Here is a 24,084-nt window from a genome sequence, read left to right as displayed (position 1 = left end):
GTGTGTCCTGTCAGTCGAGGTGCCGCGCCTGTCGTCCGAGTTCGAGCGCCTGCTCGGGAGAGAGTTCCCCCCGGCTCAGCCGGAGGAGCAGCTCGTGCCGTGACATGCGCTCGTCGGTCGGCGCACGTCCGAGCCAGTAGGCCCGGCGCCGGAAGCGCGTCGGGGGCAGGGGGCCGCGGGTCTGGGGCGTCCCGTTCCGGACGAACTGCTCCAGCACCACGTGGCAGTTGGTGCCACCGAAGCCGAAGGAGCTGATGCCCGCCCGCCGGATTCCTCCCGGCGGTGCCCAGGGGGACGTCGTCGTGTTCGGACGGAAGGGAGACTCCTCGAACCGGAAGCGCGGATGCGGGTGGTCGCAGTTGAGGGTGGCGGGAATCACGCCGCGCTCCACCGCGAGGGCGGTCTTGAGGAAGGCCGTCACCCCGGCCGCGTGCAGCGAGTGGCCGACGTTCGACTTGACGCTCCCGAGCGCGCACCAGCGCTCCGCGCCCCGGCCGAAGGCCTTGGTCGCCGCGCGGACCTCGATGGGGTCGCCGAGCAGCGTCCCCGTGCCGTGGGCCTCGAGGTACGTGATGTCCGTGGGCGCGAGGCCGCTCACCTGGAGCGCCTCGGTGATGAGCTCGGTCTGGCGCTCCTGGTTCGGGGTGGTGAGCCCCATCGTGCGCCCGTCGTTGTTCACCGCCGACCCGGCGACGAGGGCGAGGATGGGGTCTCCGTCGCGCAGCGCCGCCTCGTAGGACTTGAGGAGGACGAGCCCCGCGCCCTCGCCGAGGACGAAGCCGTTCGCCCGCTCGTCGAAGACGTACGAGTTGGGGCTGTCGGTGAGCACGCCCGCGCGCGCGAAGCCCGTGAAGTAGAACGGGTCGAGGATGATCTCGATGCCGCCAGCGAGCGCCATCTCCGCCTCGCCGGCGAGGATGGTGCGGCAGGCCTGGTGGATGGCCACGAGCGACGAGGAGCATGCCGTGTCGACCGTCTGGGACCAGCCGGTGAACCCGTAGTGGTCCGAGAGCCGCGCGGCGAGCATGTTCTGGATGGTGCTCACGACCATCCGGCCAGCGGACGCGTCGGGGACGCTCGCCCGGTGGCGCCGGAGGTACGCGCTCTCCGCGCCGCCGATGAAGACGGCCACGCGGCGCCCGAGCAGCTCGTCCTGCCGGTACCCCGCCGCGTCGAACAGCTCGCGGCTCAGCTCCAGGAGGAAGCGCTGCTGCGGGTCCATGAGGAGCGCGTCGGCGTCGGAGACACCGAACGCGGAGGCATCGAAGAGGTCGATGCCGTCCACGAACCCACCGAAGCGGATATGGCGCAGGTCGTCCGGGAGGCCCCCCGCCGTGCGGAAGTCCTGGAGGCGGTCGGCGGGCACCTCGCCGGTGAGGCGGCGCGCGGCGGTGAGGTTGCGCCAGAACTCCTCCAGGTTCGCGGACCGCGGCTGGCGTCCCGACATCGCGACCACCGCGACGCGAGGCGATCGGGTGCGGCTCGCCGCGGCTGGCGTGGAAGCCCCGCGGGTGGAGGAGGGCGGCACCTCGGAGGCCTCGCGGAAGTTCGCCGGAGATTCCGGAGCCCCGACCGCCGAGGCAGCTCCACCGCTGGCGCTCCCACCTCGCACCGCCTCCGCCGTCGCCACCCCTTCCTCGATGAGGTACGTGGCGAAGTCCCGAATCGCCGGATGCTCGACGATGGCGTTGGGCTCGACCGCGCGGCCGAACAGCGCCTCCACGCGGCTGAGGACGGTCATCATCATCACCGACTCGACCCCGTAGTTGCTCACCGGCACCTCGGGGTCCAGCTCCGCCACGGCGACCTTCAGGAGCTCCGCGTAGACGGAGAGGAGCTGCTGCTCGACATGAGCGCGCAGGCCCTCCGTGGGTCCCGAGGCCGAGGCCGCCAGTGCCGCCGCGAGCGGAGGCGCCACCTCCGGCCGCGGCGTCGCGGGGCGGGCCGTCTCTCCCGGTCGCCGCAGCACGAGGTCTCGCATCGCGACCAGCACCCGCCCGGCGTCATCCACGAGCGTCACATCGAGCCGGTGAGCATCATTCCTGCGCACCCACGCCCAGCAGGCCCCGTCCGGCGTTCCGTGGACCTCCACCGCGCCCAACGCGAAGGGCAGGGGGGGCTGGCGCGTATCCCCACCCTCATCCATGAGCACGAGCGCCGTCTGGAGTGCCCCGTCGAGGAGCGAGGGATGGAGCTGGAGCGCCGGAGCAGTCGCCACGGCGGGAAGCTCCAGACGGGCCAATGACTCGGAGCCGGCCCGGTACACCTCGACGATGGACTGGAACGCGGGGCCATAGTCGAAGCCATGCGCCTGGAACCGGGCATAGAGGGCGCCGCGCCCGACGTGCTCCGTCGCGCGCGCCTTCAATGCCGCGAGGTCGACGGGCGCCACCGGAGCCACCGGCGACGCCTCGCGCAGGATGCGGCCCCGTGCGTAGACGACGTCGCCGTCCCCACCCGCCTCGGTGAGCGAGAACTCCAGGTCGCTCTCCGCCGGATGCAGGTGGACCTGGAAACGGCATCCGTCGTCACCCGCGACGATGGGCCGCATCCAGACGAAGTCCCGCAGGCGGACCGCCTGCTCGCCCGACAGCTCCACCGCCGCCCGCGCCGCTTCGATGGAGGCCACCGCCGGCAGGAGCTTCCGTCCCCCGACGACATGGTGCGCGAGGAAGAACTCCTCGCCGTTCAGCGCCGTCATGAAGCGCTGCTGCCGCAGCGTGGAGGTGTTCGTGTGCACGAGCGGGTGCAGCACCGCCGCCCCCGTCGCCGTGGGAGCCGTGCCCGGCGCCGGGGGAATCCAGCAGCGGCGGCGCTCGAAGGGGTACGTGGGCAGCGCGACGCGGCGCCAGGAACGGCCGGCGTACAGCGCGCCCAGGTCCACCGGGGCACCGCGCACCCACAGCGCCGCGAGCCTGCCGAGGTCGCGGCTCGCGACGAGGCCGGCGATGGCGTCGCGGTCCGGCGGCGTGTCGCCCCGCTCCTTCGTGCTCCCCCTGACAACCGCCGCCGCGCGCGAGGGCGCGGTGAGGAACGACTCCAGCGCCCCCACCAGCTCCGCTCGCGAGCTGGCGATGATGGCGAGGCGCTCGGCCAGCTCGGTACGCCCGATGGCGAGCGTCGCGGCGATATCGCGTGGCGCATACCGCGCCGTGTGCTCCGCCGTGAGCGCCTGGTGCAGCCTGCGGGCCGCCTCCACGAGCTGGGGCTCGCTGGCGGCGGAGAGGGTGAACAGCTCGGGCCGCGCGTCGTCCACCGTCGTCAGCTCCCAGTCCGCGGACCACTGCAGGACGGCATGGGCGTTGGACCCGCCGGCGCCGAACGAGCTGAGCCCGGCGAAGCGCGACCCCTCCCGCATCGGGAAGTCGAGCACCTCCTCGGCGACGAAGAACGGGCTCGACGTGAAGTCGATGTTGGGGTTCTTGACGCCGCTGTGGAGGTTCGGAGGAATCTTCCCGCGCCGCAGGCAGAGGACCGCCTTGATGAGCCCCGCGACTCCCGCCGCGGCCTCCAGGTGACCGATGGAGGACTTCGCCGAGCCAATCGCGCAGACCTGCTTCCGGTTCGCCGCGCCAGCCTGCGCGAACGCCTGACTCAGCCCCTGGATTTCGATGGGGTCGCCCAGCGACGTCCCCGTCCCGTGGCACTCGATGTAGCCAAGCTCCGCGGCGGAGACGCCCGAGCGCGCGAGCGCCGTCTCGACCAGGCGCCCCTGCTGCCGGGGGTTGGGAACGGTGAAGCCGGAGGCGCGCCCGCCGTGGTTGACGGACGTCCCACGAATCACCGCATGGATGGTGTCTCCATCCGCGAGCGCCTTCTCCAGCGGCTTGAGCAGCACGGCGCCCACGCCCTCACCCGGCACATAGCCGGTTCCGCCCTCGCCGAAGCTGCGGCACCGTCCATCGGTGGAGAGGAAGCGGAGCTGGCCGAGGTAGATGTACTTCTCCGGATGGAGCGAGAGATTCACGCCGCCCGCGAGCGCCATGGAGCACTCCCCGTCGAGGATGCTCTGGCAGGCGAGGTGCACGGCGGTCAGCGACGACGAGCACGCCGTGTCGAGGGCGATGCTGGGGCCGGTGAGGTCGAGGAAGTAGGAGACGCGGTTCGCGATCTGCCAGTAGAGCGAGCCGGGCCCCGCGTAGCGCCCCCGGAATGAGCCCTGCTCGGCGGTGATGAGGGTGTACTCGTTCCACATCGCGCCGACGAAGAGGCCGACGTTCGCCTCGCGCAGGAGCTTCCGGTTGCCGTAGCCCGCGTGCTCCAGCGTCTCCCAGGCGCACTCCAGGAAGAGGCGCTGCTGGGGGTCGAGCTGCTCCGCCTCGCGCACGGAGATGTTGAAGAAGAACGGGTCGAACGTGTCGACGTCGTCGATGAACCCGCCCCAGCGGCCATACGTCGTGTCCGCGTGGGTCGGGTCGGGATGGAAGTAGCGGCGGTAGTCCCACCGCTCGGCGGGAATCTCGGTGATGCAGTCGAGCCCGGCGAGGAGGTTGCGCCAGTAGGTCTCGACATCGGGCGCCTTCGGGAAGCGCCCGCTCATCCCGATGATGGCGATGGCCCGCTCGGGTAGGGGCGCGGAGGCCCTCGTCGGAGGCGACGGCGCTTCCGCGCGCGGCTCGGCACGGCCTGTCGTCACGGGCGCGGAGTTCACGGGGGCGGAGGCCTCCTGCGCGCCTGCCCGCCGTGGACGGGACGCCAGATGGGCGGCCAGCTCCCGCAGGTTGGGTCGCTCGAAGAGCACCGTGGGGGAGAGGCCGTCGTACCGCGCGTCCAGCTCCCGCATGAGGTCCTTCACCATCACGGACTCGACTCCGAGGGCGAAGAAGGACTCCTCGCGGTCGACCGTCGCCGGGTTGGCGCCAATGCGCGCCGCGACGAGCCCGGTCAACCAGGTCTCGATGGCCGCCGGGTCCTCCGGCTTCGCGGCGGGCTCGGGCGGGCGCGCTTCCCCCCGCGCGATGGGGGCCACGGGCGTGAAGTCCGCCGTGACGAGCCGCTCGCCGAAGGGATGCCCTTCGCCGGGACCGAGGACGATGATGCGTTCCTCCGGCCCCGTCAGGGCCGCGTCGAGCGCGGCGAACGCGGGCCCGTCGTCGAGGAGCGTGATGCCCCGCGCGGCGAGCTGCTCGATGGCCCGCGTGTCTCGGCCCATTCCGCCCTCGGCCCAGAGCGTCCAGTTGACGGACAGACTGCGTCCCGGACGGCCCCGGGCCCGGCGGAAGTCCATGAACGCGTCGAGAAACGCATTCGCCGCCGCGTAGTCGACCTGGCCGACGTTGCCGAGCTCCGAGACGACCGACGAGTAGACGCTGAAGAAGTCGAGCGGCTCCGCCGCGGTGAGCTCGTCCAGCAGCCACGCGCCGAGGACCTTCGGGCGGAGCACGCGGTCGAACGAGTCGGGCTCCTTGCTGAAGATGAGCCGGTCCGCGAGGACGCCTCCCGAGTGGATGACCCCGTGGATGGAACCGAAGGCCTCCTTCACCCGGGCGAGGGTCGCCGCGAGTGCATCCCGCTCGGTGACGTCGGTGGAGAAGTAGCGGGCCCGTGCGCCAGTGCCTTCCAGCTCGCGCAGGACCTGCTCGATGTCCGGCGACAGGGGAGAGCGGCCCACGAGCGCGAGCCGGACGTTCTGGCCTCGCGCGGCGATGTGTGCCGCGGTCTTCCGGCCGATGCCACCCGCGCCACCGACGATGACGTAGACGCCTCCGTCACGGTACGGCGTGCCTGCCCGGCCGCGTCGCGCACGGGCCACGCGGGGTACGAAGCGGCGACCGCTCCGGTAGGCCACCACCTGCTCGGAGCCCGCGAGACACTCCGCGCGCAGCGTGGTCAGCAGCGCGACGTCGTCCGAGCCCTGACGCTCGACATCGACGACGACGGGGCGGAGCTTCTTGAACTCGAGCGCGACGGTGCGGGCCGCGCCCGCGACGCCCGCCGAGGCGTAACCCGAGGCCAGGTCGCCCGGGATGACGGAGAACGCGTCACGAACTGCGACCGCGAGGCGCACCGACTTGAAGCGTGACGCCCCTGCGGCCTTCGCGAGGAGGAAGAGCGCTCGCGGGCCGTGCGTCTGGTGGCGCCACAAGGCCTGCGCGGTGGAGGAGGGTGCTCCGTCCGCCGCGAGGAGCACGTAGATGCACAGCGGGCCGTCGACGCTCCCCAGTTCCTCGGTGGCGCGGCGGAGCACGTGCGTCCAGCCGGCCGGGTCCTCGGGGTCGAAGAGGATCTCTCCAGGCCGGCCCTCCGGAGCGGCGCGCGCCACGAGGACGGGACCGTCGGCCGCCAGTACGCGCCTGAGCGCTTCATCCTCGGTGCCATGAGGCAGGACGAGGAGCGACGCGACGCGCACCGCGGACGGAGTGGGTTGCTCGGTGGCAAGCCAGCGCGGCGCATACAGCCCGGCGCCATCGATGAGGATGGGCGCCGCATCCGGAGCGCGAGAGCCAGCCCCCCGCGAGGACGAAGCAACAGGCGAGGCGCTGTCGATGAGAACGGGCGTCGTTTCCTCGGCGCGGGAGTCGCCCCCCCGCGAGGACGGAGCACCTGGCCGGACACCGTCGGTGATGACGGACTCCGAAGCGCGGAGGTCAGCGGCGTGCCGGTTCGCCATGGGCGTCCCGCCGTGCGTGGTGCTCGCCGCCCGGGAGTCAGCAGCCCGCCAGGACGAAGCATCGGTGATGACGGACTCCGAAGCGCGGAGGTCAGCGGCCATGAGCGCTCCGTCCTGCACTGTCTCGTGGGGAAGGGCGCCCTCCCGGGATGCACGCTCCTGGAGGAAACCCACAGGAACCCGTCGGAAGACCGCGCCTTCCAGCACGACGAGCGGGGCCCCCTCCGCTGAGCGTGCGACCACGTCGGCATGCAGCGCGCCCGCCCGTTCGCTCACGGCCGTGTCCGCGAGCTCCACCGTCACCGTTCCGGCGAGCGGCCCGAGGAAGCGAAGCCGCCGGATGAAGAAGGGGATGAGGAGCGAGCCGCCCTGGAGCCGTCCTTCGAAGAGCGCATGTGCGACGACGCACTGGAGGATGCCGTCGAGCAGCGCCGCGTCCACGTCCCCCGCGCTCGGGGCACCCACGAGGCGCGCGACGAGCCGCCCCTCCGTCCGGCCAAGTCCCCGGATGACGCGAAGGCTCTCGCCGTAGCCGTACCCCAGGCCCGCGAGACGCGCGTAGAGGTCGGAGGGCTCGGCGAGCGCCGTTCGGAGGTCGGCAGCCCGAGGCCCGATGGCCTCCGTCGACTCATTCGCACTGAACCCGCCGGAGCAGAGCGCCGTGTCCCCCGCGCGGACGATGAAGCGGCCCGGCGTGCCGGTGTCGACCGTGTAGGCCAGCGCCTCCTCCACGAGGGCAGGCGTGTGGAGCGAGACCTCGTGCAGCGTGTTGACGCCCGGGAGCTGACGGCGCGCCGCGAGCAGCGCGGCTCGCATGAGGGCCGCGCCCGGAGTGAGCAGGCACCCCGTGATGCGGTGGTCGCGAATGATGGGGTCGGTCGCGCGCCAGGTCCCGCCAGCGATCCCCAGCGCCACGCTGCTGCTGGAGGCCGTGCTCTCGACGTTCGCGGTGTTCATCTCGGTGACCCTCGCTGCATCGGAACTCGTGGATGGGCCCGGCACCGGCGGGTCCACGCGGGGAGGTGGGAAGGGCGTCCCGTCGAACACGTAGCCCGGCAGGCGGAACCGGCGGTGGGGGCGCCCCTCCGCGTAGCGGCTCCACGCAATCTCCAGTCCCCCGCGCCACAGGGAGACGAGCACGCCGAGCTTCGCGGCCTCGCCTTCTTCGCCCTCCAGCGCGACGACGAGTGCCGAGCCGTCCAGGGACGCGTGCGGACGTCCGAGGCAAAGCACTGGCCCGGTGCCCCCAGGGAGCAGCCCCTCCCGCCCGAGCGCCATGCCGAGCAGCTCCGACGCGGCGAGCTCCCCCTCCGGCCCCGAGAGCGCCGCTCCCGGTCCCCGCGCGCCCGAGCAGGCGCCGGACTTCGAGCCGCGATTGAGCCGGCCCGCGAGCGCCCCCGCGATGGCCGCGGCGGCCTCCTCATCGGGAGCGCACATCCACCGGACGACTTCATCGGGGAGCAGGAGCTCGTCCGCGACGAGCAGGGCGAGCTCCTCGAGCCTCGCGTCCCCCGGCAGCCGGGGCGCCCCCAGGGACCACTTCCGCTCCAGCCGCAGGCGGCTCACCGCGAGGATCAGCGCGGTAAGCCGCTCCTCGCCAGGAGGTGTCCCATCGAGCAGCGACTCCAGCGTACGGCCCACCGCGGCGAGCGGCTGTCGCCACTCCTCCAGGTGACGCGAGAACGTGTGCTGCGTCCCGAACAGCAGCCGCGCCTCCGCCGCGGCCCGGCGCACGCCGTCCCCGTCCACCTGGAACCCGGAGATGAGCCCACCGAGCAGCGCGACGTCCGCCTCCCAGGGCTCCAGCACCTCTCCAGTCACGGGATGCACACAGGGCACCCGGGGCCGCCGGAGCCTCACGCGAGCACCGTCCCCTCCAGGGAGCAGCGCCCTCAACGCATCGTCGAAGGAGAGGGCACCCGAGGTGACGAGCGTGGCCGCCGTGTTGCCACCCCGCACGCCGAAGGCGAGGCCTCCCCGTTCCAGGCTCTCGGCGAGGGCGCACTGCACGCACAGCGCGAGCGCCGGACGAAGCTCCCGCGGAAGCCCGGCCTCCGCTGCCAGGAGCGCCGCCGCCGAGCCATGCCCGGTCCGCTCGACCAGGGGCGCGGCGAGCCGCTCGAACGCCGCGGCGAACAGCGGGTCGTGCGCGTCCAGCTCGCGCGCTGCGGCCGGGCCATTCTCGGGGAAGTCGCCGAAGAAGAGGGCAGGGAGGCCCACCGGAAGCGCGGGCGTGGGCGCCTCCTCCCGCGTGAGCGCCGCCTCCAGCTCGGCCGGCGTCCGGACCACCGCGCCGAAGCGTCGCTTGAAGGAGCGGCCGGTCTCCTGGAGCGCGAGGCACGCCTCCCGCAGCGCCGCGCCGTCGAAGTCCGGCGAGCGCACGCGCTCCACCCACCGCGCCTTGAGCGCGCGGAGGCCTGGCTCCGTCCTCGCGGAGAGGACGAACGCGAGCGGCGCTCCGCCGCCGGCCACCGGTGCCGTGCCGTCACATCCGCCCCGGTACTCCTCCACCACCACGTGGCTATTCACGCCGCCGAAGCCGAACGAGCTGACCCCCGCGCGAAGCGGAACCCCCGCGGGGCGGACCCACGGCCGGGCCTCCCGTGCGGGAACGAAGGGCGAGCGCTCGAAGTCGATGAGCGGGTTGAGCGTCCGCAGGTTCAGCGTCGGGGGAATCCGCTCGTGCCGCATCATCAGCAGCGTCTTGATGAGCCCCGCGATACCGGCCGCGGCCTCCAGGTGTCCGATGTTCGTCTTGACCGAGCCGATGGCGCAGAAGCCTCGCTGGTCCGTGCTCGTCCGAAATGCCTCCGTGAGCGCAGCGATCTCCACCGGGTCGCCGAGCGACGTCCCCGTCCCGTGCGCCTCCACGTAGGTGAGCGTCGCCGGGTCCACGTCGGCATCACGGCACGCCGCGAGGATGACGTCCCGCTGGGCCCCCACACGCGGCGCCGTGAGCGACGTCGCCCGGCCGACGTGGTTCACCGCCGAGCCCCGGATGACGCCGTGAATCACGCCGCCGTCCCGCTCCGCATCCTCCAGGCGCTGGAGCAGGATGACGCCCACGCCCTCGCCGGGCACGTAGCCGTCCGCGTCCTTGTCGAACGTGCGGCACTGCCCCGTCGGGCTCAGCATCCGCGACTTGCCGAACGACACGTACTTCCAGGGGCTGAAGTCGAGGCTCACTCCCGCGACGAGGCAGTAGTCCGCCTCGCCCAGCAGCAGCGCCCGCCGCGCCTGGTGCAGGGCCACGAGCGAGGACGAGCAGGCCGTGTCCAGCGTCACGCTCTCGCCGCTCACCCCCAGGTGGTACGAGACGCGGTTGGCCATCATGCAGGCGTACGCGCCCGCGCAGGCGTGGCTCTCCGTCTCGGCCCCCGGCGCGTGGACGGACGCGTAGTGGTCCATCGCCATCGCGCCGACGTAGACGGACGTGCGGGCCCGGGCGAGCGTCTCCACGGACACGCCCGCGTCCTCGATGCAGTGCCAGGTCTCCTCCAGGAGCAGGCGCTGCTGCGGGTCCATGTTCCGCGCCTCGCGCGGCGAGATGTTGAAGAACCCGTTGTCGAAGCGGTCGAACCCACGGAGGAACGCGCCCCAGCGGCTCGTGGAGCGATTGGGCGCGCTGATGTCCGGCGAGTACCACCGGCCGACGTCCCACCGGTCCGGCGGAACCTCGGTGACGGAGTTGATGCCCGCCGCGAGGTTGCGCCAGAAGGCGGCGGGGTCATCCGCCTCGGGAAAGCGACAGGCCATTCCGATGACGGCGGCATCCCGCCCCCGGTGTCCCGTGCCTGCGGAACACACCGGCCCGAGCGAGCTCATGTTGGACCTCTGTCTCATCGCTGATCGGTCAGTGGGGCGGGGTCCGCGGCACGCAGCGCCAGGCCTGTCCGCCTTCCCCCCTCGAAGGCGCGACGCGGCTCGTGACAGGCCGGAGATGTTTCATGAAAGGTATTCCGCCATTCCTTGCGGATTCAAGGGAGGGCGGTGGAAGGCAAACCCAACAGGGCAGGCAAGAGAGCATCACCCGGCGGCCGCGACCGAGTTCCGGCGCGGGGAGAGGTGAAACACGATTCCATCCCTGGGTCGCAGGTTGACGGATGGCAACGGCACCACCGGATGTGACGGCTCGAGTCTCAGCCGGAACCGCTGGATGACCATGGTCAGACACATGAGCATTTCCACCATGGAGAGGTCCTTCCCCAGGCAGATGCGCGGCCCTCCAGAGAAGGGAAAGAGCGCGAAGCGATGCCTGCCCGCGGAGCGAGCCTCGGAGAAGCGCTCGGGCTCGAAACGCTCGGCGTCTTCCCAGAAGTCCCGGTGTCGGTGGATTTGATACATGAACATCGTCACACGGGCGCCAGCCTCGATGTGATACCCACCAATCACGTCGTCCTGGATGGGAGTGCGTTCCACCACCCATGCGGGCGGGTAGAGCCGCATCGTCTCCTCGAGCACCATCTGGCAGTAACGCAGACGTGGCAGGTCGGCGAAGGTCGGCGGCCGGTCCCCCACCACCTGGGTGACTTCCGCGGCGAGCCGCTCCTCCTTGTCCGGGTTGAGCGCCAGCAGGTAGCAGGCCCACGACAGGACGTTCGCCGGTGACTCGTGCCCCGCGACGAGCAGCGTCTTGATTTCGTCCCGGAGGTGCTCGTCGCTCATGCCCTTGCCTGCCTCGTCGCGCGCCCGCACCAGGGCGGTGAGCAGGTCGCCCCGGTCCTCGCCCTCGCGCCGCTCCTCGATGAGCCGCCGGACGATGTCGTTGAGCACATCCACGTGCCGGGCCACGCGCCGCCGGGCCGGAGTGGGGAAGTCTCTCGGGAGTTTGATGGGGGCATTCACCCGCGTCATGATGAAGTCGAAGGCGACCCGCATCGCCTCGCTCACCTGCGGCGCCTCCTCCGCCAGGTCGATGCTGAAGAGAATCTTCCCCGTCAGCCCCAGCATCAGGCGCATGAACTCGCTGTAGACATCCAGCGGCCTGCCCGCCGAGGCCGCCGCCTCCCACCGCGCCAGCATCGCGCTCGAGCTCTCCGCGACCTTGGAGAAGTAGCGCTCCAGGTGGCTGCGGGAGAACGCCGGGTGGATGAGCTTGCGCTGGCTCCGCCAGTACTCCATGTCGTTCGTCGTCAACTGGCCGTTGCCGAGCAGGACGCTGAACTCGTGGTAGATGGAGCTCTTGCGATAGTTCGTGTGGTTGTCCTGCAGGACGTGCTTCGCGTAGTCCGGGTGGTTGAGCAGATACACGAGCATCGGGCCAATCTTCACCCGCACCATGTCGCCATGCGTCTGGGATATCCGGCTCATAGCCCCCAGTGCGTCACGCGTCAGGTCTGGCGTCATTCTCAGCGCTTCGATGAAGGTCGGCCCAGGCGGACGTTTCGCCTTGCTCATTCCCGGTGTCGTCTGACGCATGAGTCGCGGGGTATCGCCGCACCACGATGAGGTGCGTTTCCACCCATCTCCTTTTCAGACCTGCGGTGTCATGGCTCCACCGTGCGTATGGGTTATCAGTGACGGGGTGAGTCGCCACATTCGGAGAAGCCGAGTCTCGCTGTGTAATCGGGGGGTCTGACATTGTTCGTGACGCGGCAAAAACCGCGTTCACAACGCACGGCGGCATGACCTGACATCTCCGGCGGATGTCAGACCGCTCGAATACTCGTCGCGTCTCACGCTTTGCCCGGCCAGAGCCGGCGGAGCCTCGCGGTGCGACCTTCGAGATGAGAGAGCAATGGATCTACCGACGGCCCTCGCCGGCCGCCCGGCTGCGGCTGTTCTGTCTTCCCTACGCGGGAGGCGGCGCGTCCATCTACAGCCGCTGGCAGGCGGACTTCCCGGAGGACGTGGAGGTGTGCGCGGTGGAGCTGCCGGGACGGAGGGCACGGCTGCGCGAGCCGGCCATCCGCCGGGCGGCGCCACTGGTGGCGGCGATAGCGCGGGGGCTGTCGCCGTACCTGGACCTGCCGTTCGCGTTCTTCGGCCACAGCATGGGCGCGCTGCTGGCGTTCGAGCTGGCCCTGCACCTGCGCCGCGCCGGCCTTCCGGGCCCGCGCGCGCTCTTCCTCAGTGCCGCCGCCGCGCCGCACCTTCCGAGGACGCGCCGGCTCCTGTGGCGGCTCGACGACGCCGAGTTCCTCTCGGAGATACGCGGCTACGGCGGCACGCCCGAGGAGGTCTTCTCCGAGCCGGAGCTGCTGGCGCTCTTCCTCCCCGTCCTCCGGGCGGACTTCGAGGTCTTCGACACCTATGAGTACGAGGACGACGGGCCGCTGGACTGCCCGCTGCATGTGTACGGCGGCAGGGACGACGAGCGCGCGACGCCGGGCCAGCTGCGCGCCTGGGGAGAGCTCGCGTCGAACCTGGAGTCCGTGGAGCTCTTCCCGGGCGGGCACTTCTACCTGCACGAGCAGCGCCCGGCGCTCACCGCCGCCCTCCGCCGCGAGCTGGCCGCGCTCGTCCCCGGACGCACCGTGTCCGGGGACTGAGCGGGGTGCCTCAGGCCAGCTTCCGGAGGTGACCCTTCACGTGGTTCACGTACTCCTGCTTCTCCACCACGAGCGGGTACTCCGCGGAGTTGTAGAAGCGGATGCCGGCCCGGAAGTCCGGCTGGGGGTCGCGCTTGAGCTGCTCCCACCGCCGCGCCTTCTCGGGCGTCCTCGCGCGAGCCTGGAGGTAGGCCGCGATGAGCCGCCCCTGGTACTCGTAGACGTCCCAGTGCGAGCCCACCGGCCGCACCATGCCCACCACGAAGAGGTTGTCCGTCTCCGGCGGGAAGATGTGCAGGTACAGCGAGGGGCGGTTCTCACCCTCGGCCCAGTTCAGGTGCTTGCGGTCGATGACGGGGTACGCGGGCACATAGCCCGTGGCGAGGAAGACGACGTCGATCTGCTCGTCCGTCCCGTCGTCGAAGTACACCCGGTCTCCCTCCATGCGGGCGATGTGGCCCTTATGGGTGATGTCGCCGTGGGTGTAGTGGTGATGCAGCAGGTCGCCCAGCACGGGGATGACCAGGTCGTCCTTCATGACGGGCACGGGCATGCCCAGGCCCCGGGAGCGCCGCCAGAGGAAGCGGAAGAAGAGGTAGTACGACAGGCGCCGGAGGAAGCCCGGGGCCTGCGCCTGCAGCATGGTGTCCGTGGGGCGGCCCATGAGGTACTTGGGCATGCAGAAGAAGCCGCGCCGGGTGCTGTGGAAGGTCTTCGCCGCGTTCATGGCGGACTCACAGAGGATGTCCGCGGCGGACTGGCCCGCGCCCACGACGAGCACGCGCTTGTTCATCAGCTGCGCCGGGCTCTTGTAGCGGTGCGAGTGCAGCACCTGGATGTCGTGCCGCCCGGGGAACGTGGGGATGCGCGGCGTCCGGTCATGTCCCGTGGCCAGCACCACCCCGGCGTACTCCCGGTCCGGACCGCCCCGCACCCGCACGCGCCAGCCCTGACCCGACGGCTCCACCCGCTCCACGGCCGTGTTGAAGCGCATGTGCGGCATGACGCCGGCGTCCTCCGCGTAGGCGCGCAGGTAGTCCAGCACGAGCGCGTGATTGGGATAGTCCGGGTAGGACGCCGGCATGGGGAAGCCCGGATACGCCTGCACCGTCTTCGACGCGATGACGTGCGTGTTCCTCCCCACTGGCGAGTCCTCTCGCGAGGCATCCCAGATGCCACCGATTCCGGAGGCGGATTCCAATACTTCGAACGGAACCCCCGCCGCCTTGAAGGCCTTCGCGGCGGCCAGCCCCGCGGCGCCAGCACCGATGATGCAATAAACCTGACCCGGTTGAGATCCGTTCATGGCAATGGTATGTGTTTGAGTGATTGTCTGGTGGAAGGCTTCGTTGTGAGCATTCCGCGGACCAGCCCCAAAATCGACGCAGGCGACCGGCTGAACAGGCGGGGAAGTCTCGCATGAAAAGTGTCTGGGTGCAATCCATTGCCGCAATACTGATCGTGTCCGGAGTGGGGCTCGCCATCGCCAACTCACTCGACACGTTTCATCAGTACAACATTCCCGGAGATGTATCAGGTCTCCTCGAGCACGCCCCACCGGCATCGCTCGCCCTATGTATTGCATTGGTCGTGGCGATCACCATCGTCAACCTGACGGGGCGGTATTTGAAGTGGATGGTATTGCTACGTGCCGGGCATGTCCTGGCGCCCAGCCGCAAGCTGTTCCTCGCCTTCCTGGCGTCCTTCGTGGGCAACCTCACGCCGTTCTACGTGCTGTATGCCCTGAGGGTGGCTCCGCTGCGGGAGCGCTTCATGCGCGCGCTCGCGCTGCTGGCGGCGGACCTGGCCACGGACGCGGTGGCCATCGCGCTGCTGGCGGCCTTCGCGTCGTACTCCCTGCTGGGTGGGGCGCTGGCCGTGTTCGTGGCGGGGGCGTTCGCGCTGGCCCTGCTGCCCACGAAGAGCCGGGAGCGGCGGATTGGCGTCGTCCCCATGGCCATCAGCCTGCTGTTCGCCCAGGGCTTCGCCGTCCTCATCTGGGGCGTCACGGGGGCGTCGCTGTGGATCACCCTGCGGACGTTCGGCGTGGAAATCGCACTCCCGGAGTCGCTGCGCATCTACGCGGCCAGCCACGTGCAGGGCGTGGCCTCGCTGACGCAGCCGGGCTTCCTGCTCGTGGGGCGCGGGATGATTGAACTGTTGGTGCAAGCGGGCGTGGCGGCGGAGGTCGCGGTCTTCTCCGCGGCGCTGGTGCGGGCCTTCACCTACTGGCTCGTCATCCTGGCCGCTTTGGGCGCCATCCTCCACATCCGCCGGCGGCTCGGCCGGGGAACGGAGGCCGCCAACCACTTCGACCTCATCGCGGAGGAGTACAAGGACAACGTGCCCGAGCACATCCGGCTACGTCTGCTCAACCGGAAGATTGAACTCAACCTGAGCCATCTGCCGAAGGACCGCTACGTGCGAGGAATTGACGCGGGTTGCGGCCAGGGCTGGTACCTCAAGGAGATGCTGTCCCGGGGCTACCTGGTGGAGGGGATTGATTATTCAGAGAATCAAATCAAACAGGCCCGGAAATACCTGGGGCCGGATGCCAACCTGGTGAGACAAGGCTCCATCTCCCAGCTGCCTTTCGAGGACGCGTCCCAGGACTTCGTCTACGCGGTGAATGTCATCCACCACCTGCCGGACGTGGAGCGGCAGCAGCAGGCGTTCCAGGAGGTGAGGCGGGTGTTGCGGCCGGGCGGCCGCTTCGTCGTGCACGAGATGAACGTCACCAACCCGCTGTTCCGCTTCTACATGAGCTACATCTTCCCGCTCATCAAGGACATCGATGACGGCACCGAGGTGTGGCTCAAGGAGACGACGGGGCCCCTCAGCGAGGGCTGGACGCTGGTGAAGACGGAGTACCGGACCTTCCTGCCGGACTTCGTGCCGCAGTTCGCCTACCGCCGGCTGTGGGGCGTGGAGCAGTGCCTGGAGAGGAACCGCCATGCGGCGCCCTTCTCCGCGCATGTCACCTTCGTGCTGGAAAAGGCCGGTGGCCCCGAGGCCGCGGCCAGCAAGTAGTCCCAACCCCTGTGCATCACCGGAGAGAACGACCCATGTCCGCGCGGTCCGCAGCATTCCGTTCCTCGCTCAGCGCCGGCTCGGCGTTGATGGCGGGATTCATTTCGGGGCTCCTGGCGCCCCTGCTCGTCGTGCTGCTCGTGCTGGTGGGGGTGCCCTTCGGGGCGGCGCTGCCGGTGGGACTCGCGGCGCTCGCGCTGCTGTTCTTCGTCCTCGTGCCGCGCGTGCCCGCTCCGTGGGTGGAGTACCTGCGGGGCAAATCGCGGACGGCCTTCGTGCTGCTGACGCTCGCGTCGGTGCTCGTGGTGGTGGCGATGGCGCGGCTGGGCGTCTTCATGCTCGACCCGAACCTGAAGCAGTACTCGCTCACCCCGAAGGTGGAGTTCATGGTGAAGCACACCTGCCTGTCCGGCTACATGAGCGCGGCGGTGATGGCGGAGCAGGGGAAGGAGAACCTCTTCGACCTGAGCCTCTACAAGTCCCACGAGATGGACGCGGTGCTGCCGCACGTGGAGCCGCTGGAGCGGGACTACTACGCGTACCCGCCGCAGTTCCTGCTGCTGCCGAAGCTGATGCTGACCATGAGCCGCGACTTCTTCGCGCTGCGGGCGGGCTGGTACGTGCTGTATGCCGCCGCGGCGCTCGTCGCCATGCTGCTCGTGGCGTCGTGGGTGGGGGGCCGAGAGGGCGCGGTGCTGGGAGCGCTGACGCCGGTGGTGTGGATTTCGCTGCCCACGCTGGTGAACGTGCAGCTGGGCAACATCCACCTGCTCGTCTACGGCCTGTGCCTGGGGGCGATGATTTCCTTCCAGAAGCGGCGCCACGCGCTGGGGGGAGCGATGCTGGCCTTCGCCATCCTGGCGAAGATCTTCCCGGGCGTGCTGGGCATCTACCTGCTGGTGCAGCGCAAGTGGAAGGCGGCCCTGTGGACGACGGGGTTCGGCGTGCTCTACACGGTGGGCGCCTTCCTGGTGTTCGGTGAGAAGCCCTTCGTGGACTACCTCACCAGCGCGGTGCCGCGCATCTCCAGCGGCGAGCTGTTCGACTTCGTGTGGAACTTCACGCCGGCCATCCTGGTGAACTACTCGCCGTTCGGCGTGCCCTTCAAGCTGCAGCTCGTGGGCGTCGAGTTCAGCGACCCGCTGGCGGTGGCGCGGGCCATCATCGCGGTGTACTCGCTGCTGGTGGTGGCGCTGGCCGTGGCGGTGGCGCACCGGCTGTACAAGCGCGAGACGGGCGGGGAGGAGGGCTCGCGCTTCCGGCTGACGCAGCTGGTGGTGTGGCTGGCGCTGCTGAGCCTGTCGTCCTTCCGCAGCCCCTTCGCGCCGTGGACGTACTGCGCGGTGGGCGGGGTGTGGCTCTTCGCGGCGTACGTGCCCTTCCTGCGCTCCGGCGCGAAGCACCTGGTGCCGTTCGTCCTCGGCTGGGTCGTCATCTCCCTCTACGGGCCGCCCATCGTCGGGCCCATGGTGGCCTTCACCCTCGTCGCGCAGACGGTGCTGTACGTGACGGGGTTCTGGATTGCCGTGAAGGTGAGCACCCCGGCGCGGGCGCCGGAGCCGCTCCCCGCCAGCGTCGGTCCGGCGGCCCTGGGCTGAGGCCGCTCGGACGGAGAGCAGGGGACTTCAGCTCCGGGGAGCGCGGCCACCGGGGCCGGGCCCCTGTTCGCTCCGCGTGCCGAGCCACGACACGAAGCGCCGCAGCTCGGCCTCCACCCGCCGGTCCGGTGCACCCGCCGTCCCGGACCGGAAGAGCGAGAGTCCCTCCAGCAGGGAGACGAGGAGCTCCGCTCGCGCACGCACCTCGGCGCGGGGCAGCTCGGGTGCCACGCGGGTCAGGAGCTCCGCCGCCGCGTCGGTGTAGTGCGCGTAGAAGCGTCGCAGCTCCGCGGCGATGGCGGGCTCCCGCGCCGCCAGCGCCCACAGGTCATAGAAGAGCCGGTAGCTGGCGGGCTCCCGCTGGTCCTCCAGCAGGAACTCCAGCGCCTTGTCGAGCGCCCCGACCGAGTCACCCGCCGCGTCCACCCGTTCCGCCAGCCGGGCCTTGGCCCGCTCCAGCACGCGCGTGAGCAGGGCCGCCACCAGCTCCTCGCGGGTGGCGAAGTAGTACTGCAGGTTGCCCAGCCGGATGCCGGCCCGCTGCGCCACTCCCCGTAGCGTGAGGGCCGCGTGGCCCTCGTCCACGAGCAGTCCTTCGGCGGCCTCGAGGATGGCCTCGCTTCGCTCCTGTCCCTTCCGGGAAGCGCCACGCGTGCTCATGCCGCCCGGCGCTCCACGTCCGCGCCCGGGTGGATTTCCAGCTCCACGCCGAGGGAGCGCAGCGCCGCGAGGGCCCGCTCGGGAGAGGGCGTCTGCTCCGGGAAGGCGACACCCCGGGGAGGCGCGTCCCCGTCCAGCCCGAGCGCGCGCTCCAGCGCCAGGGTGGCACCGGTCGCCGTCAGGTGCGCCTGCCCCCGGGCATCCACCAGCGTGGCCGCGCGCGTCCCTCCGGGCGAGGACACCTCGACGTGGACCACGGCCCGGCCGCCCTTGCCGGAGCCGCGCAGCAGCGCACGGCGCAGGCTCCGGAAGCGCTCGCCCCGGAGCAGGTGGAAGAGGCCCAGTCCCTGGAGGGCCTGGAACGCGAGCGTGGCGGACTCGTCCGTGAAGCCGATGCGCGTGGAGACCGTCCTCGCCCCCAGGACGAGCGGAAGCGTGAGCTGCTCGGGCGTGTCGAGGCGGACCACCCGGCGGGGCCGGCCCGCGAGCTCCACCCGGCGCGCTCCGGTGAGCGGCTCCACCACCCGGCGCTGGCCTTCCTCCGTGACTTCGAAGCCGACGTGCAGGCGGTCCATGAACTCGATGGAGTCCTCCCCCGCGCGGTCGGCCAGGTCGTAGAGAATGGCGGTCTCGATGACGGACGCGCCCCCGAGCTCTCGTGCGAGCGCCGCGCCCACCAGCGGGACGAGGCCGCCCATCCACCCGGAGGCGAAGACGACGGGGGCCCGGGGAGGCTCCACCGCCGCCAGCGCCAGCGCCTGCTGCACGCGCGCCGTCCAGCGGGTGATGTCCACGAAGGGGATGCCCGCCTGGAGGCAGGCGCGCAGCAACCGGTCCGTGGGGTCATTCACCAGTGTGACGACGGCGCGCGCGGAGAAGTCGAGCGGGGAGGGGCCCGACAGGTCCATTGTCTGGAGCGAGGCTCCCACCTCCGACGCCAGGGCTTCACCCCGGGCGGGTGTCCGCCCGGCCAGCACCAGCGGCAGCGACGGATGACGGGCCCGGAGCATCCGGGCGACCTCCGCTCCAACGACGCCATAGCCCCCGGCCAGCACCACCGCCCCCTCGGGGTCGTGCCGCGCGGTGTCCCGCACCATGCCTTCGTGAGTATGCATGGGAACAAAATAGGTCATTTGACCTATTTTTGGAAGAGCCTTCGTGAGGGCGCCGGGCCCGATAGAGTGGGTGTTGCTGGAGCGGCATCAGCGGCCCCAGACCATTCCCCCGGTGGAACAATGGACCTGAACCTCCTCGGCCTCTTCGTCACCGTCGCGGAGACCGGCAGTTTCTCGGAGGCGGCGCGCAGGCTCGGGCTGCCCAAGTCGTCGGTGAGCCGGGGCGTGGCGAGCCTCGAGGCCTCGCTGGGGACGCAGCTGCTCCACCGCACGACGCGCCACGTGTCGCTGAGCACCGCCGGCGCGGCGCTGTACGAGCGCGCGGCGCCGCTGCTCGCCTCGCTGAAGGAGGCGGTGGGCACGCTGCCCGAGCGCGAGGAGGCGCCTTCCGGGGAGCTGCGCCTCACCGCGCCGCACGACATGGGCGCCACCTTCCTGCCCGAGGTCATCGCGCGCTTCACCACGCGCTATCCCTCCGTGCGCATCGACTGCCGGCTCACGAACCGGAACGTGGACCTGGTGGCGGAGGGCTTCGACCTGGCGCTGCGTGCCTCGGGCGCGAAGCTGGCGGACTCGTCGCTGGTGGTCCGGCGGCTGTCACCCATCGAGGTGCAGCTCTTCGCGTCCCCCACGTACCTCGCGCGCCGGGGGACGCCCCGCGCTCCCGAGGACCTCGCCCACCACGACATCGTCGCGTTCCGGGGGCTCAAGTACCTCGGCGAGATTGGCATCTCGGAGAAGAACGCACGCGTGCTCGCCGACGACATGTTCTTCCTGCGCGAGGCGGTGAAGGCGGGCTCGGGCATCGCCATCCTCCCCACCTTCCTCGCCCAGGCGGAGGTGACGTCCGGGCAGCTCGTCCGCGTGCTGCCGCGCTACACGCACGCGTCCACGTCGCTGGTGATGCTGTACCCGCGGACGCAGCACGTCCCGCGGAAGGTGTCGGCCTTCCGAGACTTCCTGCTGGAGTTCCTCAAGGGACGGCCGCTCTCGACCGCTCCCGCCGGAGGGTGAGCCGGGCGGCGCTCAACCGAGGAGCACGGAGCGCATCGACAGCGAGGCGAGGTCGAAGCCGGTGATGGGGAAGCGCACCGCGTCGTTGTCCCGGGCGGCGCCGGCCGCGTACAGCAGCGGGAGGAAGTGGTCGATGCTCGGGTGGGACAGCTGGCCCGCCTCGGTCTCGATGACGCGCGCCAGGAAGGCGCCGTCGTGCTGCTCCAGGGCCCGGGCCACGTCCTGGTCGAAGCGCTCGGCCCAGGGCGGGGTGGCGAGGTTGCCGGCGCGCATGCTCGTGAAGGCGTGCCGCAGGTTGTGCGTCACGTTGCCGCTGCCCATGATGAGCACGCCTTCGTCCCGCAGGCCGGCGAGCGCGCGGCCCAGCGCGAGGTGCTCGGAGGGCGCGAGCCGCGCGTCGATGCTGAGCTGCACGACGGGCACGTCCGCGTCGGGGCGCAGGTGGTGGAGCACCGTCCAGGTGCCGTGGTCCAGCCCCCAGTCGGTCTGTACGGACGCGCGCGAAGGCCCCAGGAGCTTCACCACGCGCTGCGCGAGCTCGACGCTGCCGGGGGCCGGGTACTGCATCTCGTAGAGCGCGCGGGGGAAGCCACCGAAGTCGTGGATGGTGCGCGGGCGCTCGTTCCCGGTGACGAAGGTGCCGGGGAGGAACCAGTGCGCGGAGATGGCGAGGATGGCCCGGGGCTTCGGGAGCTGGCTGGCGAGCGCCCGGAAGGCGTGCGTCCAGGTGTTGTCCTCGATGGCGTTCATCGGGGAGCCATGCCCGATGAAGAGCACCGGGAGGCGTGGCTCGGAGGACTGGGACATGACGGGGGCTCCCTCCTGGGACGGGCGCTCGGCGCGGGCCGAGTCGCGGCAGCCCGGGAGCGGCAGGGTCGTGGCGACGCCGAGGGCGGCGGCCTTGAGGACGCTGCGACGGTCAGGTCGGGACGAGGACATGGTGGGATTCTGCTCGGCGGGCCGGCGTTCCACCATGCCGTGCCGAGCAAATCACTGTTCCACCCGTGGAACGCCACCGCGGCGGAAAGAGGGTGAACAAACGCGCTCGCCCGGGAGCCATATCGCGAATGGGCGAGACCGTTGTCCCCTGACGGGTATTCCCATGGCCGGGGAGGAAGCGGGCAAGGACGCGCGGCGAGGCCGTTGGCCAGAAGCGGGATGCGATGGGCGCGTCCCCAATCCGGAGGCCCCCCACATGTGGAGAAGTCGACTCGCTTCACGGCGTGCATGGTTGAGTGCCGCGTCCCTGGTCCTGGCGCTGAGCACGGGCTGTAGCAATCCCACGAACACTCCAGCGCCCGATGCTCCGGAGGCCGGGGCATCCGTGGAGCTGGAGGATGCCTTCGTGGCCGTGCCTCGCGTGGTGAGCGCGGAGCAGAAGCAGCAGGTGGAGCAGAAGCTTCGCGGCGTGGTGGAGAACTCGGGCACCAGCTTCTATCTGGCCATCCGGCGCAGCGAGCTGAGCCAGAAGTGGTTCATGGCCGCGTACCTCAAGCAGCAGCATCCGGGGGGCGCAGTCAACCGCGCGGCCAGGTCCCTGGGCACGCGGGTGGTGAGCTTCAAGGAGCAGAACGGCAAGCTCTTCGTCCTCGACGTGGACGACCGCAAGGTGATGAGTGACGTGTTCGACCCGGACGTGGTGGTGGAGGCATACCCCATCGTCACCGACCATGGTCCATTCAATCGCTCACATGGCGCGGACCGGTACGTCCTCATCGACCCGACGGCGGGGCTCAACCGCTTCGGGGTGATGGGAGACAAGCTCGGCGAGCGCGGCGTCCGGTTCGAGGTGGAGCTGAGCTTCGCCCAGCGCTTCCGCCGGCTCGCGGACGGAGTCGCCTTCGAGCAGGTCTTCACCGGCCATGCGGACGTCCCCCTCGAACGGCCCATCGAGCTTCCGGGGGACAACGTCTTCCAGAGCTCGGGCACGCTGGCGCTCGCGCTGCGCAGGTACGCCGAGAGCCCGGGCTACACGCCCACGCCCCTGCCTCCCCGGGAGCACTACTTCCGGGGGCCGGCGCGCCTCATCCCCAACACGCTCCTGACCGAGCAGGTGGCCGCGAAGTGGGCCATCCATCCGGGCATGCGGCCCATCCGGTGGCACATCACCTCCAGCCTGCTCACGGTGCAGAACGACCCGCGCTACCAGGGCTATGACCTGGTGGGCGCGGTGAAGCGCGGCATCGAAGGGTGGAACCAGGCGTTCGGGTTCACGGCGCTGGAGGCCGTCATGGCCGAGGACTCGTCGGGCTTCGCGGATGACGAGAAGAACACCCTCATCTTCGACACGGACGAGGCCGTGCCCTTCGCTTTCGCGAACTGGCGCACCAACCCCAACACCGGGGAGATTCGTGGCGCCAGCATCTATGTCCCCGCGCTCTGGGTGTGGTGGGCGGACCAGCAGTTCGGTGACGACCCGTCCGCGCGCGTCGCCGCGCCGACACGCGCCCCATCGACCCGCATGTCGTGGGCCGGAATGAAGGGCGACACGCTGTGCGAGCTGGAGCTGCCCGTGCCTCCCGAGGCGGAGCTGGCGGAGGACGCCCCGGGGCTCACCAAGAAGCAGAAGGTGGAGGCGTATCTCACGAACGTGGTGCTGCATGAGATTGGCCACACCCTGGGCCTGCGGCACAACTTCATGGGCTCGCGGGTGTACGACGGCAGCCCCGGGAGCCCGCGCTCCACCACGGTGATGGAGTACTTCGACGACGTGGATGCCGTCCACGTGGACACTCTCGGGCCCTATGACGTGGCGGCGGTCCGCTATCTGTATGGGCTGTCCACGCAGCTTCCCACGCACGCGTTCTGCACGGACGAGGACGCGAACGTGGACCCGTATTGCAACCTCTCCGACCGCTTCGATGACCCGCTCACGAAGTACTATCTGCCGCGGTTCCACACGCAGCTGAACGGATGGCTGCGCGGGACGCGGCCCATCTCGCAGCTGCTGCGGACCTTCGACTACAACGTGAAGTTCCCCTTGCAGTTCGTGCGCGCGGGCGATGCCGCGACGCGGGCCTCCGCGTATGTCATGACGATGGCCCCCTTGCGGCCGCCATTGCAGATTCCAGCCAACGCGCCGCCGACGTACGCGGCACAGGCGGACGAGGTCGCGTGGCGCACGCTGGCGCGGCTGTACCTGGACCCGGCGGCGAGCCGCGGCACCTTCACCGCCAATCCGCCCAACTCGCCGGAGCTGCTGCCGTTGGTGGTTGCGGATGTCCGGGGCATCCTGCTCAACGTGGACGGCGTCCGGAGCTTCACCGCGCGCCGCACCATGGTGGACATCCTGAAGGTCCACCAGACGCTGGCCTCGTACGCGACCCTGCGCGAGGCCCAGGACATGCTCACCGCTCAGCTCCCGTCGCTGAGCGGCGATGAGCGGCTGCAGACCGAGGACCTCCTGGCCCGCATCGACGCGGCCGTGTCTCCGTACTTCCGCTGATGGGAGCCCCCGCCGGTGGGACTTCGGTGCCGTGAGTCCCACCGGAGGAGGGGCCCTCCTCAGGTGCCCGGGTCGGCGCGACACATTGTTCCGGGGCCCCCCAGACCGAGGCGGAGTGGGT

The 24,084-nt window shown here is 70.6% G+C and carries 11 protein-coding genes; 5 read left to right on the top strand and 6 right to left on the bottom strand.

Annotated elements, in window-relative coordinates; all coding sequences use genetic code 11:
• Positions 1-10: 10 nt before the first annotated feature.
• Both HG543_RS06880 and HG543_RS06875 read right to left on the bottom strand, forming a co-directional pair.
• Complete coding sequence (locus HG543_RS06880; RefSeq protein ID WP_343073290.1) at positions 11-10,435, bottom strand: SDR family NAD(P)-dependent oxidoreductase; 10,425 nt, start codon at positions 10,433-10,435, stop codon at positions 11-13.
• Between the two features lie 201 nt (positions 10,436-10,636).
• Positions 10,637-12,007 (bottom strand): cytochrome P450, encoded by a 1,371-nt coding sequence (locus HG543_RS06875; RefSeq protein ID WP_281404365.1) that lies wholly within the window; start codon positions 12,005-12,007, stop codon positions 10,637-10,639.
• Between the two features lie 329 nt (positions 12,008-12,336).
• Between HG543_RS06875 and HG543_RS06870 the strand changes: the two genes are divergently transcribed.
• On the top strand, positions 12,337-13,101 hold the full coding sequence (locus HG543_RS06870; RefSeq protein ID WP_169343876.1) for a thioesterase II family protein: 765 nt from the start codon (positions 12,337-12,339) through the stop codon (positions 13,099-13,101).
• 10 nt (positions 13,102-13,111) lie between these two features.
• On the opposite strand, the gene HG543_RS06865 is transcribed toward HG543_RS06870, so the two are convergent.
• On the bottom strand, positions 13,112-14,407 hold the full coding sequence (locus HG543_RS06865; protein WP_169343875.1) for a flavin-containing monooxygenase: 1,296 nt from the start codon (positions 14,405-14,407) through the stop codon (positions 13,112-13,114).
• Between the two features lie 284 nt (positions 14,408-14,691).
• On the opposite strand from HG543_RS06865, the gene HG543_RS56745 reads away from it, so the two are divergent.
• Entirely contained in the window at positions 14,692-16,131 is a 1,440-nt protein-coding gene (locus tag HG543_RS56745) for a methyltransferase domain-containing protein (protein ID WP_371876505.1), read from the top strand.
• Positions 16,132-16,166: 35 nt separating this feature from the next.
• A complete protein-coding gene (locus tag HG543_RS06855; protein WP_169343873.1) occupies positions 16,167-17,729 on the top strand; it encodes a glycosyltransferase family 87 protein in 1,563 nt (520 codons plus the stop codon).
• Between the two features lie 27 nt (positions 17,730-17,756).
• Here HG543_RS06855 and HG543_RS06850 read toward each other — a convergent pair whose 3' ends face one another.
• Both HG543_RS06850 and HG543_RS06845 read right to left on the bottom strand, forming a co-directional pair.
• Complete coding sequence (locus HG543_RS06850) at positions 17,757-18,389, bottom strand: TetR/AcrR family transcriptional regulator (protein WP_169343872.1); 633 nt, start codon at positions 18,387-18,389, stop codon at positions 17,757-17,759.
• The gene (locus HG543_RS06845; RefSeq protein ID WP_246356819.1) at positions 18,386-19,504 is read right to left on the bottom strand and encodes a saccharopine dehydrogenase family protein; all 1,119 of its coding nucleotides are present in this window, start codon (positions 19,502-19,504) and stop codon (positions 18,386-18,388) included. The genes HG543_RS06850 and HG543_RS06845 overlap by 4 nt, the downstream gene beginning before the upstream one ends.
• A 120-nt stretch (positions 19,505-19,624) precedes the next feature.
• Here HG543_RS06845 and HG543_RS06840 point away from each other — a divergent pair, with 120 nt between their 5' ends.
• Positions 19,625-20,518 carry a LysR family transcriptional regulator gene (locus HG543_RS06840; protein ID WP_169343871.1) on the top strand — a complete coding sequence of 298 codons (894 nt, stop codon included), beginning with the start codon at positions 19,625-19,627 and terminating at the stop codon, positions 20,516-20,518.
• A gap of 12 nt (positions 20,519-20,530) precedes the next feature.
• Here HG543_RS06840 and ygiD read toward each other — a convergent pair whose 3' ends face one another.
• A complete protein-coding gene (gene ygiD / locus HG543_RS06835; protein ID WP_246356818.1) occupies positions 20,531-21,457 on the bottom strand; it encodes a 4,5-DOPA-extradiol-dioxygenase in 927 nt (308 codons plus the stop codon).
• A 292-nt stretch (positions 21,458-21,749) separates the two neighbouring features.
• On the opposite strand from ygiD, the gene HG543_RS06830 reads away from it, so the two are divergent.
• The gene (locus HG543_RS06830) at positions 21,750-23,963 is read left to right on the top strand and encodes a zinc-dependent metalloprotease (RefSeq protein ID WP_169343870.1); all 2,214 of its coding nucleotides are present in this window, start codon (positions 21,750-21,752) and stop codon (positions 23,961-23,963) included.
• Positions 23,964-24,084: the final 121 nt, after the last annotated feature.

Source organism: Pyxidicoccus fallax, from assembly GCF_012933655.1.
GTDB classification, from domain to species: Bacteria; Myxococcota; Myxococcia; order Myxococcales; family Myxococcaceae; genus Myxococcus; species Myxococcus fallax.
Note: the sequence above shows the minus strand (reverse complement) of the source record. Positions and strands in the feature narration are given on the sequence as shown.

What these genes read in the sequence shown, in the direction of transcription:
- HG543_RS06880 (WP_343073290.1), bottom strand. Translation starts at nt 10,435, where the DNA reads ATGAGCTCGCTCGGGCCGGTGTGTTCCGCAGGCACGGGACACCGGGGG.
- HG543_RS06875 (WP_281404365.1), bottom strand. Translation starts at nt 12,007, where the DNA reads ATGAGCAAGGCGAAACGTCCGCCTGGGCCGACCTTCATCGAAGCGCTG.
- HG543_RS06870 (WP_169343876.1), top strand. Translation starts at nt 12,337, where the DNA reads ATGAGAGAGCAATGGATCTACCGACGGCCCTCGCCGGCCGCCCGGCTG.
- HG543_RS06865 (WP_169343875.1), bottom strand. Translation starts at nt 14,407, where the DNA reads ATGAACGGATCTCAACCGGGTCAGGTTTATTGCATCATCGGTGCTGGC.
- HG543_RS06855 (WP_169343873.1), top strand. Translation starts at nt 16,167, where the DNA reads ATGTCCGCGCGGTCCGCAGCATTCCGTTCCTCGCTCAGCGCCGGCTCG.
- HG543_RS06850 (WP_169343872.1), bottom strand. Translation starts at nt 18,389, where the DNA reads ATGAGCACGCGTGGCGCTTCCCGGAAGGGACAGGAGCGAAGCGAGGCC.
- HG543_RS06845 (WP_246356819.1), bottom strand. Translation starts at nt 19,504, where the DNA reads ATGCATACTCACGAAGGCATGGTGCGGGACACCGCGCGGCACGACCCC.
- HG543_RS06840 (WP_169343871.1), top strand. Translation starts at nt 19,625, where the DNA reads ATGGACCTGAACCTCCTCGGCCTCTTCGTCACCGTCGCGGAGACCGGC.
- ygiD (WP_246356818.1), bottom strand. Translation starts at nt 21,457, where the DNA reads ATGTCCTCGTCCCGACCTGACCGTCGCAGCGTCCTCAAGGCCGCCGCC.